The organism is Sphingobacterium sp. GW821-FHT03E03 (genome assembly GCF_059420745.1).
Window position 1 is genome coordinate 38,140 of sequence record NZ_JBWKUH010000014.1, and the last position, 16,596, is coordinate 54,735.

The window sequence follows — 16,596 nt, forward strand, 5'->3', positions numbered from 1 at the left end:
TTACTTTAGCAAACCTATAATCTGTTGACTCCTCAAGGATGTCGGTGCTCTACGCTCGCGATCAACTAGTTTCTCACATCTGACCAAACGATCCAAAGAGTGGAATCCCTTTATTACTGATCATTATCGAACAATTATGTCCGCTTCCGAACAGTTCCCGTATCAATCCATTGTATTTCACTACTTAAAATCAGCATGTTACCAAAATGGATCGACTATTGGACATCGTGTATTATTGAAACGAAATAAAAATTTACATCCAATAACCTAATATTTATAGTCATTATGAAAGTCATTAAAAACTTCTTATTTTGGTTTATTCTGTGCAATTCCTTTTTGCTCTCTATTAATAAGGTACGAGGCGGATCTCAATGCGATTGCCATGCTGAATTTACATGGATCAAGAACACTTTCGAAAAAAACGACGCTGGATTTGAGTACATATTGAAGGAAAAAGGACAACAAGCCTACGACCTTCACACAGATGAAATAATGAAAATGGCTAAAGCAGCCAAGAACAAAGCTGACTGTATAAATTTGATTTATAAATGGTTTAAATTCTTTAGGAAGGGACATCTTGGAATTGTTGATCTAAAAAAGGAACCTGAACCCGTACAAATCGTTGAACCAGATGAAAATAAAATCAGAAAGCATGAAAGATTAACCTTAAAGGAAAAAGAGCTCAATCGTCTAATTGATAAGGAAAGCGAGCCCTCACCCATTGGCATATGGGAAAGCGCCCCTTACAAAGTTGGTATAGTTCCTACCGATAGTGGCTATACAGGTATTGTGCTGGATGCTCCAGAGACCCCTTGGAATAAGGGTCAGGTAAAATTCAAGCTATATAAGAATGGAGAAAACTATCGAGCTACAATCTGGATGAGAAATTTTAACGCGAGAGAGAATGTATCCGTGGAATTTATCGGAAACAATATGATCCATATCAATGGTATGGCTTTTTTTGTACGTAAGTCCAAATCATTTAAAGATACACCTCTAGTCAAAAGTTATATAAACTATTTATATTCCCGTGGTCCTTACTTTGAACAAATTTCAGACAAGACAGTATATGTCCGTATACCAAGTTTCGATATGTCTAATAAAAGGTCCATCGACAGCGTTCTGCGTGTAAACCATGAAAAAATTATTCGCGCGCCAAATCTGATCATTGACCTAAGGAACAACGGAGGGGGATCTGATGATGCATATTCTTCATTGATTCCCTACCTATATACTAATCCCATTAGAACGGTAGGTTTGGAATTGCTTTCCACAGAGTTGAACAACGCTGCATTGTTGGCGCTCTCTAAGGATACCTTATATGATGAAAAGTCAAGGAAAGAATTTAAAGATATCTATGACAAGCTGAACTTAAACCTTGGCAAATACGTTCGGGTTAAAGAAAATATTATCTCTATTGATAGCATGGATCGAATTCTTCCGTTTCCGCAAAAGGTAGCCATATTGATAAACGAATATTGTGGTAGTACTACCGAACAGTTTCTGCTCGAGGCAAAACAGAGTGCCAAGGTCAAACTTTATGGGAAAAGCACCTATGGTGCTCTGGATATATCAAATATGCACCATGTAAATTCGCCAAGTGGTGAATTTCAGCTGTGGTACTGCAGGTCGAAAAGCTACCGGATCCCAGAAATGGCAATAGACAATGTGGGCCTACAGCCAGATCACTACCTCGACCCTTCAATACCCCAAAAAGATTGGGTTGGATTTGTCGTGGAAAATTTAAAATGATGGTCTATGTCTGAGATATTAGATAATCCACTTGGAATCAGAACTACTTGTTGTATAATAAGGAATATATAAACGAGAAAAATCCGTTCAACAATTGATTTGAAAAAAGATATTTTTTATAAAACTATTTCAAATCGGCTGTTGTTCTTATTATACAAAACGGCTACAAGCTACCTTTCGAAAGAAAGGACCAACATAAAAATTGGCGTCGTACAGTGAAAATCCAATAGTATTCAAAGTACGTTGGATGACGAAACAAAAAAGAGGAAACGATAAGAAACATAAAAATTACTGTACAAATAAACGCTAAGAGAAAGGGTCTGATGAGAATCAGGCCCTTTTGACGTAAAAAAGTCACATCTCACTACGCAGCCTTACAACATTTATATATTTTTATTACAATAAAAATTCTGTCTGGGCACGTTCCGTTTGTCGACGAATTAAAAAATAGGTTAAATAAGAAACAAAGAAATGGTTAACATGAATTATAAAAATTTGATGGTTCTTTAAATAAGTGGCCTTATACGCAATCGGATCTCCATAATTGCCTACGTCCAATGTTGTATCAATATAATTTATTAGTCGTTGCAATGGTTGTCCGGCATTGAGATCCATATCCACTGTAAAAGCTATCTTTTCCATATTGATGGCCATCACCAGTAAAAATACGGCGAACAATAAGCCGAGGATAAGTAGCAAACTGTGGTGCATAATCAGTTTATTTTTTTCATTTCAATAAGGCAGAAACTTTTATAAAAAGAATTTTCCCCGGCACTAATTCTACATTTATTAATACTTCGCCTGTCCAATGTCCAAGCCATCAAATTTACCTTCTTTAGATAAATGGAACTTAAAATATGTCTTAAAATCCCCCCAGCTTTCAGTATGAAACTTTCCATAGATATCCAGCCCATTGTTCTCAACTTTGTCTATGCTTGTAAACCACTCATGACCACAGGCAATTTTTACAAAATTTGAAAAATCACGCGGGTTACCGTCGTCCGTCAATGTCGGATCGGCGGTAAAGAAAGAAATAAAAAACTCCCTATCACCCTGTTGCCAGGATTCAATAGCTTGCTTCACCTGTGTATTTGTTAGTTTTGATAAATCCATTTTCTGTTCGTTTTTATGAATTAATAATGATGGGGTTGTGCTATCCTGTTTTTGTCCACATGCAGATAATGTTGATATTACAGCTCCAATGGTCATAAAATGTTTTAATTTCATAATGACACGGATTTTAAAGGATGCTGCAAATAGATTATAATCAGATTTAACAATAGAAATGGGACTTCTATCATTATTCCTTTTATATCTTTATCTAACAGATGGAAACAAATAATCAACAAAATCCCAGCAGCCATGATAAAATTGCCCCACATAAATGTTTTGGGAAATAAAATCAGTACGGATCCGAGTATGGTGATTATGCCATTGACTGTTAGCCCTGTTCTGGTAAAGCCCCATTTACCAAACATTTCCATCATTTCAGCTTTGCCTGAAAACATGGCATACCCTTGTTTCAATCCCATAAATATGGCAACAAGGATTAAAATTGAATTGATAATTTTCAGAATCATATATCCCACTATTTAGTATTAAAGCAAAAACAATTTTATCTTTCTATTAACAAAGCGGCAAATAACTAAATTACTTGCCGCTATATCTTCTATTATCGTGTGGTGTAACCTCCATTTGCGAAAATAGTCTGCCCTGTCACCCACCAACCATCAGTTACCAAAAACTCCACAAGTGGCGCGATATCTTTAATATCTGTTAGTCCACCCAATGCTGAAGCTGATTTGTGATAAGCTACCGCATCATCTGTTTCTTGACCATAGAAAAATGGGGTGTCCATTGGTCCCGGCGCAACTGCTGTAACCGAAATACCTCTGGCGCCAAACTCTTTGGATGCTGCTCGTGTAAAGTGCTCTACTGGTGCTTTGGCTCCGGCATAGGTTGAATAATATCCAGTAAATGCCGCAAGCAAGGAGGTTACGATTGTGTTGATCTTTCCATTATCATTTAATCTCTTGCCCGCCTCCTGTATGAAAAAGTAGGCCACTTTGGAATTAATGTTACTCATACTATCGTATTCCTCCTCTGTCGTTTCGGCAAATGGTTTTTTCAAAACCTTTCCAACTGTATTAATAGCGATATCAACTCCTCCAAACCGCTCGATTGCGGCATCAAATAGCTTTACGATATTCTTGACATCAGTCAGATCGGCCTGGAATAAAAATGCTTCACCGCCTGCGTTATTGATATCTGCCAAAGTCTTTTCGGCGTCCGCTTTTGTGCTTTCACTATTGTAATGAACAACAATTTTTGCTCCTTTTGAAGCAAAATCCCGGCTTAATAAGCCCCCTAAGTTTTTTGCGCCACCCGCAATTAAAACTACTTTTCCATTTAAATCGTTTCTTGCCATTTTTCTCGTTATTTAATGTTTTAAAATTGTTAGTACAAAGATGTTCATCCCATTTGTAGATTTTATGGTGAGCTTTTCGGAATTTCAATTGTCGCTGATTTTAACTTTTGCTCCCTCCGTTATTCCTTGTGAATCATCCTTCACTCTTTACGATCATTAGTACACTACATTTTTTTAATATATAGTCTTAAATAACCAAATATTAAATGATTAATTAGCTTAGAGGGTAGTTCTTGGGGGGTAAGTTTTTTCAATTCTTAAAAAATACTTTTCAAGTTTGTAGTAGGTATGTGATACTTCCCGGAATTTTTCAAACTTCCGTCTTCTTACAATTTGATATGAAGGCTTAACTGATTATTTAACACTATAACTAAAAATTATGAAAAAGAATTCTGCTAACCGCTATTCCAAAGAGTATAAAGAACTTATTGTTCTTTCTATCGTAAAAGGGGAACTATTCCTCGAAGAAGCAATGGAAAAATATAATATTCTCGATAGGCGAACAATTATAACGTGGTTAAGAGAGCATGTAAGAAATAGTGCAAATGACTTGAACTAGCAATATTTAGTTCAACGATAGGACAGGGTACTTTAATAGCAACGAGTTATTAAATTTTATGCTTAGTCTTTATGCCTCTTTGTTTTTTAGATTCTTGCGGTATTGTCCAGGGGTTTTCCCTGCAAACTTTTTAAAGAACTTGGAAAAATTAGAAGGATCGTAAGTCAGTATACGTGCAATCTCCGCTATAGGGGTAGCGGATGATGAAAGTAGCTCCTTTGCCCTATCTATAATTTTTAAATCATAATAATAACAAGGATGATTTCCTGTTTCTTTTTGTATTGTATCGGTTAAATGGGTATGCGAAAGAAACAATGCGCTCGCGATCTCGTTAATTTCCATAAATTCTATGACTCTACCCGACACAACGTCATCAATATGTTGGTTCAAAAACTCAAAATATCTTTGGGTAATTTCTGTACCTCGTTTGAGGATTTCATTTTTGTTTTCTTGCATCTGATTTTCTAAGATGTACTAAATAATATTAAAAAATTAAAACCTACGCCACCCATAATGACAACAATTTACAAAAAAATGTAATCCATTATTGAAATTTTAATACAACATAGTGGCCAAGGTCTTGTTAGTAAGCTGTAAAATGAAAGATTTCTACAACGGTCTTTTTTATATCTTTATATAATTGACCGACGTTTGAATAATTACTTTCCGAACGAAACCTAGCTTCTTACACTTGACACGTCTTAGGAATAAAAATTATTAATTTCTCTTCTTAAGTATTATATAATATTGAGAATATTAATCTACTAATTATGTTAAACAGTATTTTAGGGACCCTTTTGAAATTTCTATCATTATTTTTCTGTATCGTCAATTTACATTCCTGTGATCGAGATAAGGCCAACAAATCAACAATTGACTCTCTCCTGCGGCAAGCAGATCAGTCACTCGAAAATAATTACCTCATATCTTTAGAATATGCAAAAAAGGCCAGTATCATCGCCGATAAAACAACAGATTCTAGACGTAAAGCAGAAACTTATTATTATATAGCTTATTGCCTCAACATGCTGGAAGAATATGAAAAATCATATCCATATATCGAAAAAGGGCTCAACGAAAATGCATCAAAGACGTACAAGCCGCTAAAAGCGCGTCTGCTGGCCTTGAAAGGATTTCATTATTCTCGACTTCATCTCTATAAACAGCAAGCTAAACAGCACCAGGAAGTAATTGATCTGACATTATCAAGAAAAGATCCTGAATCTGCGATGACTGCAGCACTGAGTCTCGCTGCCCTCGGAATTTCTTACACCATAATCAACGATTATCCACCCGCCCAACATTATAGTGAATTAGCTCTGGAACATGTAGAAACAGTCCCCGACTCTATTTATAATCGCTTAAAAAAAATCTATAAAGTAAAAGCAAATCTATTTTATTATAGGGCGATGATCTACATAGAACAGTTTAAGCCTAATGAAGCTTTTCCTTTTATCCAGCTTGCTTACAAACAGGCTCTAATAGATAATAAGCAACGTACCCTTTTTCTGGAATTGTATGCCGATTATTATATGCAGACCGGAGACACGGAAAAAGCCATCGAGTATTATTTACTTGCCCTAGCTGACAAACAAAAAAGAACTTGCAACCGATCTACATCTGCGGACTTGTATTTAAAAATATCGAAAAGCTATGGCAAATTGCAACAGTACGATAACGAGGAAAAGTACCTAAAGCTATCTGCTTCTGAACGATTAATTGACGAAAACAAGAATAGAAAACGGGTACAAGCAGTATTAGACAATATTGAAAAACAAGAATTAATAATAAAAAATAGAGACGAGCTATTAAACATGTTGCTCGCCATAGCTTTTTTGGTCACACTACTACTATTGTTATGGAAATACAGGAAATACAAATTAAAGAAGAAGAAACTACTCTCTGCAAAGGAAATTGAAATAGCGCAAAACAAACAGCTCATCGAGACACTGGAATTGAAAGTAAATGAATCATTTTCAGACCTTATAGCTTTAGCGAAAAAAAATTCACCAACATTTTGGGCTCGTTTCCAAGAGGTTCACCCTAAATTTTTAAAAAGGATGTTATGCATTGACGCAAATTTCAAATCATCTGAGTTAATCCTATGTGCTTATATCTATCTTGGCTTCTCAACAAAAGAGATTGCTGACTATACGTTCAAAGCAACAAAAACAATTGAAAACAATCGCTATAACCTGAGAAAAAAGCTAGGACTCGCTCCGGAAGAGGATTTCATCCTCTGGCTGAGAAACCATGTGGACGACAGCCAACCAACCACAAGTTAAGAAGCACCTCTTAAAAATCAATTTATCTTTTTTTTCTATAACATTTATTGTCATAACAGATAATGCTATTTTCATGAAATCTATAAAAAACACTGTAATTTAAAGCTTACCTAGAATATTCAAAACAAAATTAAAACACTTAAAATCAACACCTTAAAAACACAAGAGTAGTTCTTGGGGGGGATAAATTTTCTTTTCTATTTCACAAAATATTCAAGTTTGTATCGGATTCTATTATGACTTTCCTCGCTCTCTGAAAAGCTTGGGTCAATGTCAGGTAGTCCGAACACTAATCATTTAATAGTGATTTAAACTTAAATAAAATTAAAAATGAAAACAGAAAAGAAAAATTATGAAGCACCAGCTATTAACGTGCTTACTATTGAACTAGAGCAAGGGATTGCTGCAGGTTCGGGAGGAACAGGAACGCCCAACCCAGGGGTGGGTGACTGGGGCGATGGTTCGGATGGTAGTGGTAATGGAGATTTGTAAAATAGGCTATTAAAGAACTAAAAATCAAGATTTCTTATGAAAGTATTATATAAAAACCAATTAAACTGGACGGCCGTTTCTATTGCATTGTTGCTAGTAGGGAGCGGCACTTTTTCGAGTTGCTCGAAAGACAGGGAACAAATCGAAGAAACAGCCAAAGTCGAGGGGACAAAATTAATGTTGAACGTGTCGGGAATTAATGAAAATCAAAATATATCGACAAAAGGTTCGCAAGCAAAAGTAGCTGAATCAAGCTCAGGGAATACAAAAGTGTTAGAATTTCCAGAATTTGATGCGGTCCTACAGACAGATAACATCGTACCATTCACGGCAGCACAATCTTTAACGAAAGCAGCTTCAAATAACGGTAGCTCTACAAGAGCTGCCGCTATAGAAAATGGTGTAAAATACCGTCTATACTTGTTTTCGCAAGATGGAACACAATTAATTTCATCTGAGCAATTTATTGCCGGAACGCAAGGAACTATTGATGTAACGCAAGGGAAAACCTATAAATGGGTGGCCCTTTCTTACAACACAACTGATGATGTCCCTGACGTGACTTCTGCAAATACAAAAATCAGCCTTCCGGGAGGAAAAGATATCTTATATACTTCGGGCGAGGTATCGGTGCCTACTGGTGGCAGTAGCGTAAACGTGCCTATTAATATCATGTTCAGTCACAAATTTTCACGACTTGGGATAGAATTGAATACACAAGGTATGTTTGCAAATATGACAGGTGCAAAAGTCGCTGTAGCCGGAATAAAAACGGCTTCGATTGATATCGCCAGCGGCGCCTTAAGTGATCTTATAGCTGCAGATCACGAAATTCCATTTGTCGATTTTAAGGACATCAATGCACTCTATCAAGATGCTAAAATTGCCTATACCTACACAGCCGATCCGGCAGCGGTATCAGGCGGAATCAAAGTGAGTGTCTCCAATTTAGCTTTAAAGATTGATGACAACTCCACCCGCCAATTTTCAGCTACTCCTGTCAATTTCGCATTCAACATCACGCCTGTATTAGGAAATAGCCACCATTTGCTAGTCAATTTAATAGAATCACCATTGACTGTTGAAGGAACGAGATGGGCTAGACAAAATATTTATTACCAAGCCGGACACAACCCCTACCGTTTTCACCATACGTACGCGCACTCCAATGCAAGAAATACATATTTCTCATTCAAAGGCCTGGTTCCGGATCAATTTGGCGTAAATAGTGACCCTTGTGCCCAGGTGTATCCTACTGGCGTTTGGCGCCAAGCGAGTGAAAGCGACTTTAGAAAACTCACTGGAGTATTAGGGGTTGGCGGTAAGCAAACAACTTACGGGTCAGTCAATAACCGTGGTTACTTTGAATATGATGCCAGCGGAACAGCGGCTCCTTATCCGAGCAACAAGCTTCATTTCAACTTTAACGGCGGTAGTAATTCATTCGCTTTTGTAAATGGTGTCTTACAGATCAATCTGGCCAATTATGGTAACCGTGCCGAATTATGGACGGGTACATCAGGAGTAAACCTTGGTGGGCTTTTTGGTTTTGGCGCATGGTATTATCATGCCGAAAGAGGCGCTTTCAATATTCACAATGACGACCTTACAGCTAGCTTACTCAATGTGTCGGTAATTGGCGTGGATTTAGTAGAAACCCAGTTGAAAAATGTCCGTTGTGTAAGAAATTAATTTGTGCGTTCTTTTTTATGGATAATATAGTTATCTGACGGGGAGGCGTTCTTGACAGATAATGGTAAAAAGCGGCCTATTTATCAATAGGTTGCTTTTTATTAGCTATTAAAATTCTCAATTAGATTAAAATATATTGAGTCTGATAAACGGTATTCCTAAACCAATTATACAAAGCAGAACGCCCAATAATAATCCTCACGTCAAAGGGAGTGTATCAATGTAGCCATAGTTTACCACTCAACTAAAGAATTACTTACCAATTTAACCTGCGTAGAGATTTAATATCTCAATAATGACGCATTTTCGAACCAACGGATATGGCAAAAAATTACCACTATAATAATATGGAAATTATCCATAATGTTAATTTATCAGATTCGGAAAAGAGAGCTACTCAACAACATGAAAATACAATCCTGTTAGGAGCGCTTTATGGTGGATCGAAGGTCGCGTTTGAAAAATTATATACCCTGTTTTGGGACAGGCTTTATCTAGCAGCTTACAATATTCTCCGTGACAGGGAATTGTGTGAGGATATTGTTCAGGAGATATTTTCGCAGCTCTGGATCAGACGTTCGGCCTTGTCGATAAAGAATCTGGAATCTTATTTATTTACAGCAGTACGTTTTCAGGTCTTCAGGTGCATAAACGAAAAAAAATGTAGAAATAACTTTGTAATGGAGTTAGTTAATTTGCCAGCAGCATTTTTTGATTCTCAGGAGCATCACAAAGAGATCGAAGAAGCTTTAAAAATAGGCATCGAAAAATTGCCCGAAAAATGCGGTGTAATTTTTTACTTGAGCAGAAAGGAGCATCTCACCAATAAGGAAATAGCAGCCCGCCTCAATATTTCAATAAAAACCGTAGAAAACCAAATTACCATTGCCATAAAAAAAATGAGAAAATACCTCTCTCCATGGACCTTACCGCTTTTCTTATTAACAATCCTCAATATTTTCCGATAGATCACGTTGAGCTAAAAAAATTAAAAACATCAACTCTTAGGGGTTGGTGCTTTTTTTTTGCACATACAATTATAATACAGACATGAAAGATAGAAAGACCATACAGCGTATCATCAGCAAATACCTTAAAAAGAAAACAAACAAGCAAGAAGAAGATCAACTATTTTCATTCTACAAGCATATTGAATCTCAAACAGAAGAATGGGACGAAACTAAACATGGAAATAAAAAAATACGCGAATATATTATATGGAAAAAAATAGATAAAACGATTGCTGATAAACAAAAAATAGATAAGCCATTTCAATTTCTTTTTAGACCATCGATGATTGCTGCTGTTGCTATTTTTTTAGCTGTAGTCCTGATGATGAACTTTCAAAACCTACTGGAAATTCGGGAACCACAAGCTATACTCGTTCACCCGGGTTCAGATAAGGCAATATTGCAGCTTGCAGATGGACGTACAATGTACCTGGACAGTACGACATCGGAGAATCTATCTTTTGCTACCGGAGGCGCTATCCAGATGTTGGAAAAAGGAATCTTGAGTTACACACTTAGGAACGGAACACCACATGACGAAGGAATAAATACGATTACAGTCCCAAAAGGTGGAAAGTTTAAGTTACTGCTCGCAGATGGTACTTCAGTAATGCTCAATGCTTCTTCATCACTGAGCTTTCCAACCAATTTCTCAGGTAAAGAGAGACGGGTCAAATTAATGGGGGAAGGATATTTTGAGGTTACTAAAAAGGTGACGAAAGCCGAGAAACTCCCTTTCATCGTAGAGACAGATAAGCAGATAGTAACGGTATTAGGCACAACTTTCAATATTAATGCATATCAGGACGAAGAAACCGTCAAAACAACATTAATAGAAGGTAGCGTAAAGGTATCTCCAACTGATCGAAATACTTCGATAATATTAAAACCCGGGCAACAGAGTATCCTCAATAATGAAAATCTAACCTTCAAGCAGGTGGGTGCTTCACAGTCTATTGCCTGGAAGCAAGGCGATTTTGCATTTGATGATATGCCTTTGGAAGAAATTATGCGACAGATTTCGCGCTGGTATGACGTGGAGGTTAGCTACGAAGAAAATATTGGTAAAATAAAATTCGGCGGGTCAATCTCACGCTCAAAAGATATACAGGAAGTATTGGACGTACTCAAACTGACCGGTATTCATTTTAACCTAAAAGGAAGGAGGATTATGATCAAACCGTAGATAAAAAACAAGCTATGGATTCTCCTAAATAGTGACCGAATACTACATATACCTTTAGACAGTTAGAATCCTGACCAAATTAATTTTAATTGATTAATCCTAAAAATAAAATGATGTTTACTAATACCAAAGGAGATCTTTCCCCTTATTCCAATGTTGCTAACACATCAGGTTACTATAACCTAATAAATGGAACATCTGGATCTATTTTAAAAAAAGGCTTTATGAAAATATACCTAACCTGTATTATTCTAACCGCTGCCTTTCTGCAATCGTCTTTGGCTGCCAATGGTCAGCAAGTAACACTCTATATGGAAAAGGCCCCGCTGCAGACTATATTCAACGCGATTAAACAGCAGACTGGTTACGACTTTGTCTACAAAAATGACGTATTGGAGAAAAGTAAACGAATAGATATCAACGTGACCGATATGCCGCTTCGTGAAGCGCTTGACAAATGTCTTGCCCTACAGCCTATAACATATACATTAAAAAACAATACCATTGTGATTCAAATGAGGGAAGTCGCATCATTTGAACCTAAGGTTCAGCAACTAATTGCTACGGGTACCGTACGTGATTCGGTAAAAACCTTATCAGGGGTAAATGTCATGTTAAAAGGCAGTAATGGAATTGGAACAACGACCGATGCAAACGGAAAATTCCAACTGAAAATACCTCACGAAGGTGTTCTTATCTTCCGTTATATAGGCTATAAACCACAAGAGGTAGCAGCCGATGGCAAAGACGCTCTTCAGGTTACGATGCTATCGGATCAGCAAAATCTTCAGGAAGTAGTTGTAGTCGGGTTTGGCCAACAGCGCAAAGAAAATTTAACGGGATCAGTTTCTACCGTTCGTGCTTCACAACTGATCGACCGTCCTGTTACAAGCGTTGGAAATGCATTACAGGGAACAATGGCAGGAGTCACAGTTACTGCTGCAAATTCTGGACAACCCGGACGTGATGCGGCCACCATACGTGTGCGTGGCATTGGAACACTCAACAATGCTGGTGCGATGGTTGTCGTTGATGGAATGATCTCTACTATGAACAATGTCAACCCTGATGATATAGAAAGTATATCGGTATTGAAAGATGCAGCATCTGCTGCTATTTACGGATCTCGGGCAGCCAACGGGGTAATCTTAATCACGACGAAAAAAGGTAAGAAGGGAAAAACTATCCTGACCTATAACACCTATGTCGGCAAACAAAGTGCAACCGGGCTTTTTGATTATTTGCCGTCTTGGCAAGCCGCGGGACTCTATAATCAGGCTCTCCGCAATGAAGGAAAACAACCTCGATATACGGAAGAAGAAATTGAAAAATTTAAGAATGGATCTGATCCCTATAATTATCCCAATACGGACTGGTTGGATCTAGCCTATAGGGGCAACGGGATACAACAGAATCATTACTTGAGCGTAAATGGTGGAAACGACAAGTCCCGGTACATGCTCTCCCTTGGTTATTTCGATCAAAATGGTCTTATAAAAAAAACAAATGCGAAGCGCTATACTTCCCGCTTTAATCTAGAATCAAAAGTCAATGACCAACTGAAAGTTCACGGCAATCTCGCCTATACTTACTCGCCATTACTGGAACCGCAATCAAGCATGCCAGGGGTATCGGGATTCACTCAGGTGGTGCGACAAATTAACCGAATTGTTCCAATGATTCCTTATAAATATGAAAATGGTCACTATGGAAGTATAGCCGATGGAAATCCACTTGCCTGGCTTGAATCACCGTCTTTTAACCGCGAAAACTATTATGATTTTGCCGGAAATGTTGGTGCTGACTGGGAAATCCTAAAAGGCCTCCATTTTAAACCTACACTGGGATTTGTATCTTCTATAGCACAAAATAAGTTTTTTATTGCTGACATTCAGTATTACAATGCAGCCGGAGACAAAACCTTCTATCAAGGACCAAATAAACTTACTGATAAAAATACAACCTTCCGAAGGACAACACTCCAGGGCTTGTTAGATTATACAAAAAGCTTTGGAGATCATAATATAAAGGTATTGGGAGGCTATTTTCAAGAGCTTACACAATATACTGAAAATAGTGCTTACAGACAGCGCTTTCTCAACAATGAGCTGAGTGAAATCAATCTCGGATCGACCGCCGGACAAACTGCCTCTGGTTATGGATATGAAATGGCATTGCGTTCTTATTTTGGTCGATTAAATTACGATTTTGCAGGTAAGTACCTATTTGAAGCTAATTTGAGGTATGATGGAACATCTCGTTTTTCACCAAAACACCGCTGGGGTGCTTTTCCTTCATTCTCAGCTGGATGGAATCTGAACAAAGAAAATTTCTTTGAGCCAGTAAAGGAATCTATATCTGCTTTAAAAATCCGTGGATCATGGGGAAAACTCGGTAATCAGGAAGTCAAAGCGAATGGTGACTTTCCTAGTGCGCCATACTACCCATACATCACCGTGATCAGTTCTGATCAAAACTATACGTTTGGCGGAGCCTCCCCTATTATAGCAACGGGCGTAGCTCCGACTAGTGGTGCCAATGCCGATCTGCGCTGGGAGAGCACGACAACTTATGGTGCAGGTATCGATGCGTCATTCTTCAAAGGAAAACTGGATCTGACGGTCGACTGGTTTAATCGGAAAACAAATGACATTATACTGAATGTACCCGTCAGTGGCGTATATGGATTAAAACCCCCAACGAGAAATGCTGGTGCTGTACAAAACAAAGGCTGGGAATTTGTACTTGGATACAAAGACAATAAGGGAGATTTTGCCTACAATGGTTCGTTCAACATCTCTTTTATCGATAATAAGATCACAGATCTGTATGGTACTGGTCCCTACCTAACAAATACTACGATACAAGAGGTAGGCTATCCTATCAATTCGCTATATGGCTATATTGCAGACGGAATTTTCCAAACGAAAGAAGAGGTAGAAAAGCATGCTGTTCAAAGCAACCGGACCGGAGCCGGGGATTTAAAATACCGTGATATTGACGGCAACAAAGTAATTGATAGCGACGATAAACAATATTTAGGCAATTACTACCCCAAGACCACTTTCGGACTAACATTGGGCGGTACATATAAGAATATCGACCTTACACTGTTCTTTCAAGGGGCCGCTCGTGTAAAAACGTATCTGGAAGGAAAGCTAGGCGAAGTTGGCGACGCCGCAGGAAAGCCTACATCTGCGTTATTGGATACTTGGACCCCCGAAAATCCCGGAGCGTCACTTCCTAGGATCCTTTATTCCCAAAATCAGAATAATGCAATAGACAATCCTTCTTCATTCTGGGTCAAAGATGCCTCCTATATCCGCCTAAAAAATCTACAGGTAGGATATAACTTCACCAGCTCAATCAAAAAATTGGGAATCAGCCGTGCCCGTATCTATTATAGCGGTCAAAATATATTGACTTTCAGCGGACTTCAAGACTGGATCGACCCGGAGGCTTCTTATAGCAGTGGCATATATTATTATCCTCAGGTCAAAGTACATACGCTGGGCCTAAATGTCACTTTTTAACTCTTATTCGCATTAGACATGAAAAAAACTTTAATATTATCTCTTTTTCTCAGTATAACATTTACGGCTTGCCAGAAAGATTTTCTGGACAGAAATCCCAAGGATGCCTACAGCAATTCTTCGCTCTGGTCTTCGGAGAATGATGCACTAGTAGCCCTTAATGGTTGTTATAACTCCTGGAGCGACGGATACCATGTGCTTTACATGGATGCTTTATCGGACAATGTGTACAGCCAATATTATTGGGAAGGTTATACAAGCTTGGGAAATGGGTCCGGGAGTCCTTCAGACACTTGGATCACTGATAGATGGTCTCCGTCATATAGCACGATCCAGAAATCCAACTGGTTTCTAGAAAACGTGGATAAAACCCCTATGGACGAAGCATTGAAAACCAGAATGAAAGCGGAAGCACGTTTCCTACGTGCTTATCAGTATTTTACCTTGTCCCAACTTTACGGTGATGTCCCACTTGTCACTAAAACACTTAGCCAAGATGAAGCAAATGCGGTAAGTCGTACAGCTGTCTCTGAGATCCAGAAATATATCCTCGATGAATTGAAGGCGATCACGCCAGAACTTCCTGTGAAATATTCTGCTAACGATGTGGGCAGAATTACCCGAGGAGCGGCCTTGTCGCTCAAAGCACGTTTAGAGCTGTATAGCGGTAAATACGCAGATTGTGTCATTACCAGCAAGCAAGTCATGGAAATGGGCTACTCCCTTTTCTCCTCCTATCAAGACGTTTTCCGAATACAGAATGAGAATAACAATGAGATTATCCTTGACATACAATATAAGGAAAATGACTATTCCAACGGCAACATTGGCATTATGCCATCCTCAACTTTTGGTGGATGGGGCTCGATTGATCCGACGCAATCTTTGGTAGACGCTTATGAAATGGCCAATGGAAAAACGATCGATGATCCAGGTGCCAATTATAACAAAAACGATCCTTATAAAGATAGGGATCCTCGTCTTACAGCATCTATCGTCTATCCGGGACAGTTCTACGAAGGAAAATATTATAATCCAATTGAACGAAGTTCTGGAGACTACTATAACGGAAGTAATAATTCTAAAACGGGCTATTTATATAAAAAATACACGTCTAATCTATCTGACTATCCGGATTTATGGAATACGGGTTTAAATATGATTCTCATACGCTATGCGGAGATATTGCTGACATATGCTGAAGCAAAAATAGAAAGTGCAAGCATCGACAACAGTGTGTATGACGCTATTGATGCCGTAAGACAAAGGGCCGGAATGCCCAAAGTTGATAGATCTATTTATGCTAATCAAACAACTTTACGCGAATTGGTAAGAAGAGAACGCCGCGTTGAACTTGCATTGGAAGGTTTACGTTGGTTTGATATAAAACGCTGGAAAATAGGGCCACAAGTACGGCAAGGGAAAGTGTATGGCACTAGACTCGGTACTGTGGATTCCAAAAACGGATCGATAATGCTTACTGGTGACCATATAGAGGTGGAGTCTAGGACATTTTCAAATGAAAGGGATTACCTTTGGCCAATCCCTCGAAAAGAAACTGATGTAAATCCTAATCTAACTCAAAATCCAGGTTATCCAAATTAATAAATCGTAGCCATCAGCTTAAAATATTTAGTGCTGATGGCTAATTTTTTATAA

At 38.1% G+C, this 16,596-nt stretch carries 14 protein-coding genes; 9 read left to right on the forward strand and 5 right to left on the reverse strand.

Features of this window, described 5'->3' with window-relative positions; all coding sequences use genetic code 11:
• Positions 1–285: 285 nt before the first annotated feature.
• Positions 286–1,752 (forward strand): S41 family peptidase, encoded by a 1,467-nt coding sequence (locus AC07UV_RS15915; protein WP_495184458.1) that lies wholly within the window; start codon positions 286–288, stop codon positions 1,750–1,752.
• Between the two features lie 396 nt (positions 1,753–2,148).
• Here AC07UV_RS15915 and AC07UV_RS15920 read toward each other — a convergent pair whose 3' ends face one another.
• The 4 genes from AC07UV_RS15920 to AC07UV_RS15935 form a co-directional block, all read right to left on the reverse strand.
• Positions 2,149–2,463, reverse strand: coding sequence for a hypothetical protein (locus AC07UV_RS15920; protein ID WP_495184459.1), 315 nt, complete (start codon positions 2,461–2,463; stop codon positions 2,149–2,151).
• A gap of 78 nt (positions 2,464–2,541) precedes the next feature.
• Positions 2,542–2,979: a hypothetical protein gene (locus AC07UV_RS15925; protein ID WP_495184460.1), complete on the reverse strand. Its 438-nt coding sequence runs from the start codon at positions 2,977–2,979 to the stop codon at positions 2,542–2,544.
• On the reverse strand, positions 2,976–3,332 hold the full coding sequence (locus AC07UV_RS15930) for a DoxX family protein (protein ID WP_495184461.1): 357 nt from the start codon (positions 3,330–3,332) through the stop codon (positions 2,976–2,978). Before AC07UV_RS15930 ends, AC07UV_RS15925 begins: the two co-directional genes overlap by 4 nt.
• A gap of 92 nt (positions 3,333–3,424) precedes the next feature.
• Positions 3,425–4,180, reverse strand: a complete 756-nt coding sequence (locus tag AC07UV_RS15935) for an SDR family oxidoreductase (RefSeq protein ID WP_495184462.1) — start codon at positions 4,178–4,180, stop codon at positions 3,425–3,427.
• 379 nt (positions 4,181–4,559) lie between these two features.
• Here AC07UV_RS15935 and AC07UV_RS15940 point away from each other — a divergent pair, with 379 nt between their 5' ends.
• Positions 4,560–4,739, forward strand: coding sequence for a hypothetical protein (locus tag AC07UV_RS15940; protein ID WP_282253072.1), 180 nt, complete (start codon positions 4,560–4,562; stop codon positions 4,737–4,739).
• Between the two features lie 69 nt (positions 4,740–4,808).
• Here the strand turns inward: AC07UV_RS15940 and AC07UV_RS15945 are convergent, their stop codons facing one another.
• Complete coding sequence (locus AC07UV_RS15945) at positions 4,809–5,195, reverse strand: helix-turn-helix domain-containing protein (RefSeq protein WP_495184463.1); 387 nt, start codon at positions 5,193–5,195, stop codon at positions 4,809–4,811.
• 314 nt (positions 5,196–5,509) lie between these two features.
• Between AC07UV_RS15945 and AC07UV_RS15950 the strand changes: the two genes are divergently transcribed.
• From AC07UV_RS15950 to AC07UV_RS15980, 7 genes are all read left to right on the forward strand, one after another.
• Positions 5,510–7,024: a tetratricopeptide repeat protein gene (locus AC07UV_RS15950; RefSeq protein ID WP_495184464.1), complete on the forward strand. Its 1,515-nt coding sequence runs from the start codon at positions 5,510–5,512 to the stop codon at positions 7,022–7,024.
• 330 nt (positions 7,025–7,354) lie between these two features.
• On the forward strand, positions 7,355–7,516 hold the full coding sequence (locus AC07UV_RS15955; protein WP_282253069.1) for a hypothetical protein: 162 nt from the start codon (positions 7,355–7,357) through the stop codon (positions 7,514–7,516).
• Positions 7,517–7,552: 36 nt separating this feature from the next.
• Positions 7,553–9,208: a hypothetical protein gene (locus AC07UV_RS15960; protein ID WP_495184465.1), complete on the forward strand. Its 1,656-nt coding sequence runs from the start codon at positions 7,553–7,555 to the stop codon at positions 9,206–9,208.
• 320 nt (positions 9,209–9,528) lie between these two features.
• Positions 9,529–10,176, forward strand: coding sequence for an RNA polymerase sigma-70 factor (locus tag AC07UV_RS15965; RefSeq protein WP_495184466.1), 648 nt, complete (start codon positions 9,529–9,531; stop codon positions 10,174–10,176).
• 82 nt (positions 10,177–10,258) lie between these two features.
• Positions 10,259–11,404 (forward strand): FecR family protein, encoded by a 1,146-nt coding sequence (locus tag AC07UV_RS15970; protein ID WP_495184467.1) that lies wholly within the window; start codon positions 10,259–10,261, stop codon positions 11,402–11,404.
• A 110-nt stretch (positions 11,405–11,514) separates the two neighbouring features.
• Entirely contained in the window at positions 11,515–14,937 is a 3,423-nt protein-coding gene (locus AC07UV_RS15975) for a TonB-dependent receptor (protein ID WP_495184468.1), read from the forward strand.
• An 18-nt stretch (positions 14,938–14,955) separates the two neighbouring features.
• Positions 14,956–16,542: a RagB/SusD family nutrient uptake outer membrane protein gene (locus AC07UV_RS15980; RefSeq protein WP_495184469.1), complete on the forward strand. Its 1,587-nt coding sequence runs from the start codon at positions 14,956–14,958 to the stop codon at positions 16,540–16,542.
• The last annotated feature ends 54 nt before the right edge of the window (positions 16,543–16,596 follow it).

Coding starts and splice junctions, on each gene's coding strand:
- AC07UV_RS15915 (WP_495184458.1), top strand. CDS start 286: ATGAAAGTCATTAAAAACTTCTTATTTTGGTTTATTCTGTGCAATTCC.
- AC07UV_RS15920 (WP_495184459.1), bottom strand. CDS start 2,463: ATGCACCACAGTTTGCTACTTATCCTCGGCTTATTGTTCGCCGTATTT.
- AC07UV_RS15925 (WP_495184460.1), bottom strand. CDS start 2,979: ATGAAATTAAAACATTTTATGACCATTGGAGCTGTAATATCAACATTA.
- AC07UV_RS15930 (WP_495184461.1), bottom strand. CDS start 3,332: ATGATTCTGAAAATTATCAATTCAATTTTAATCCTTGTTGCCATATTT.
- AC07UV_RS15935 (WP_495184462.1), bottom strand. CDS start 4,180: ATGGCAAGAAACGATTTAAATGGAAAAGTAGTTTTAATTGCGGGTGGC.
- AC07UV_RS15940 (WP_282253072.1), top strand. CDS start 4,560: ATGAAAAAGAATTCTGCTAACCGCTATTCCAAAGAGTATAAAGAACTT.
- AC07UV_RS15945 (WP_495184463.1), bottom strand. CDS start 5,195: ATGCAAGAAAACAAAAATGAAATCCTCAAACGAGGTACAGAAATTACC.
- AC07UV_RS15950 (WP_495184464.1), top strand. CDS start 5,510: ATGTTAAACAGTATTTTAGGGACCCTTTTGAAATTTCTATCATTATTT.
- AC07UV_RS15955 (WP_282253069.1), top strand. CDS start 7,355: ATGAAAACAGAAAAGAAAAATTATGAAGCACCAGCTATTAACGTGCTT.
- AC07UV_RS15960 (WP_495184465.1), top strand. CDS start 7,553: ATGAAAGTATTATATAAAAACCAATTAAACTGGACGGCCGTTTCTATT.
- AC07UV_RS15965 (WP_495184466.1), top strand. CDS start 9,529: ATGGCAAAAAATTACCACTATAATAATATGGAAATTATCCATAATGTT.
- AC07UV_RS15970 (WP_495184467.1), top strand. CDS start 10,259: ATGAAAGATAGAAAGACCATACAGCGTATCATCAGCAAATACCTTAAA.
- AC07UV_RS15975 (WP_495184468.1), top strand. CDS start 11,515: ATGATGTTTACTAATACCAAAGGAGATCTTTCCCCTTATTCCAATGTT.
- AC07UV_RS15980 (WP_495184469.1), top strand. CDS start 14,956: ATGAAAAAAACTTTAATATTATCTCTTTTTCTCAGTATAACATTTACG.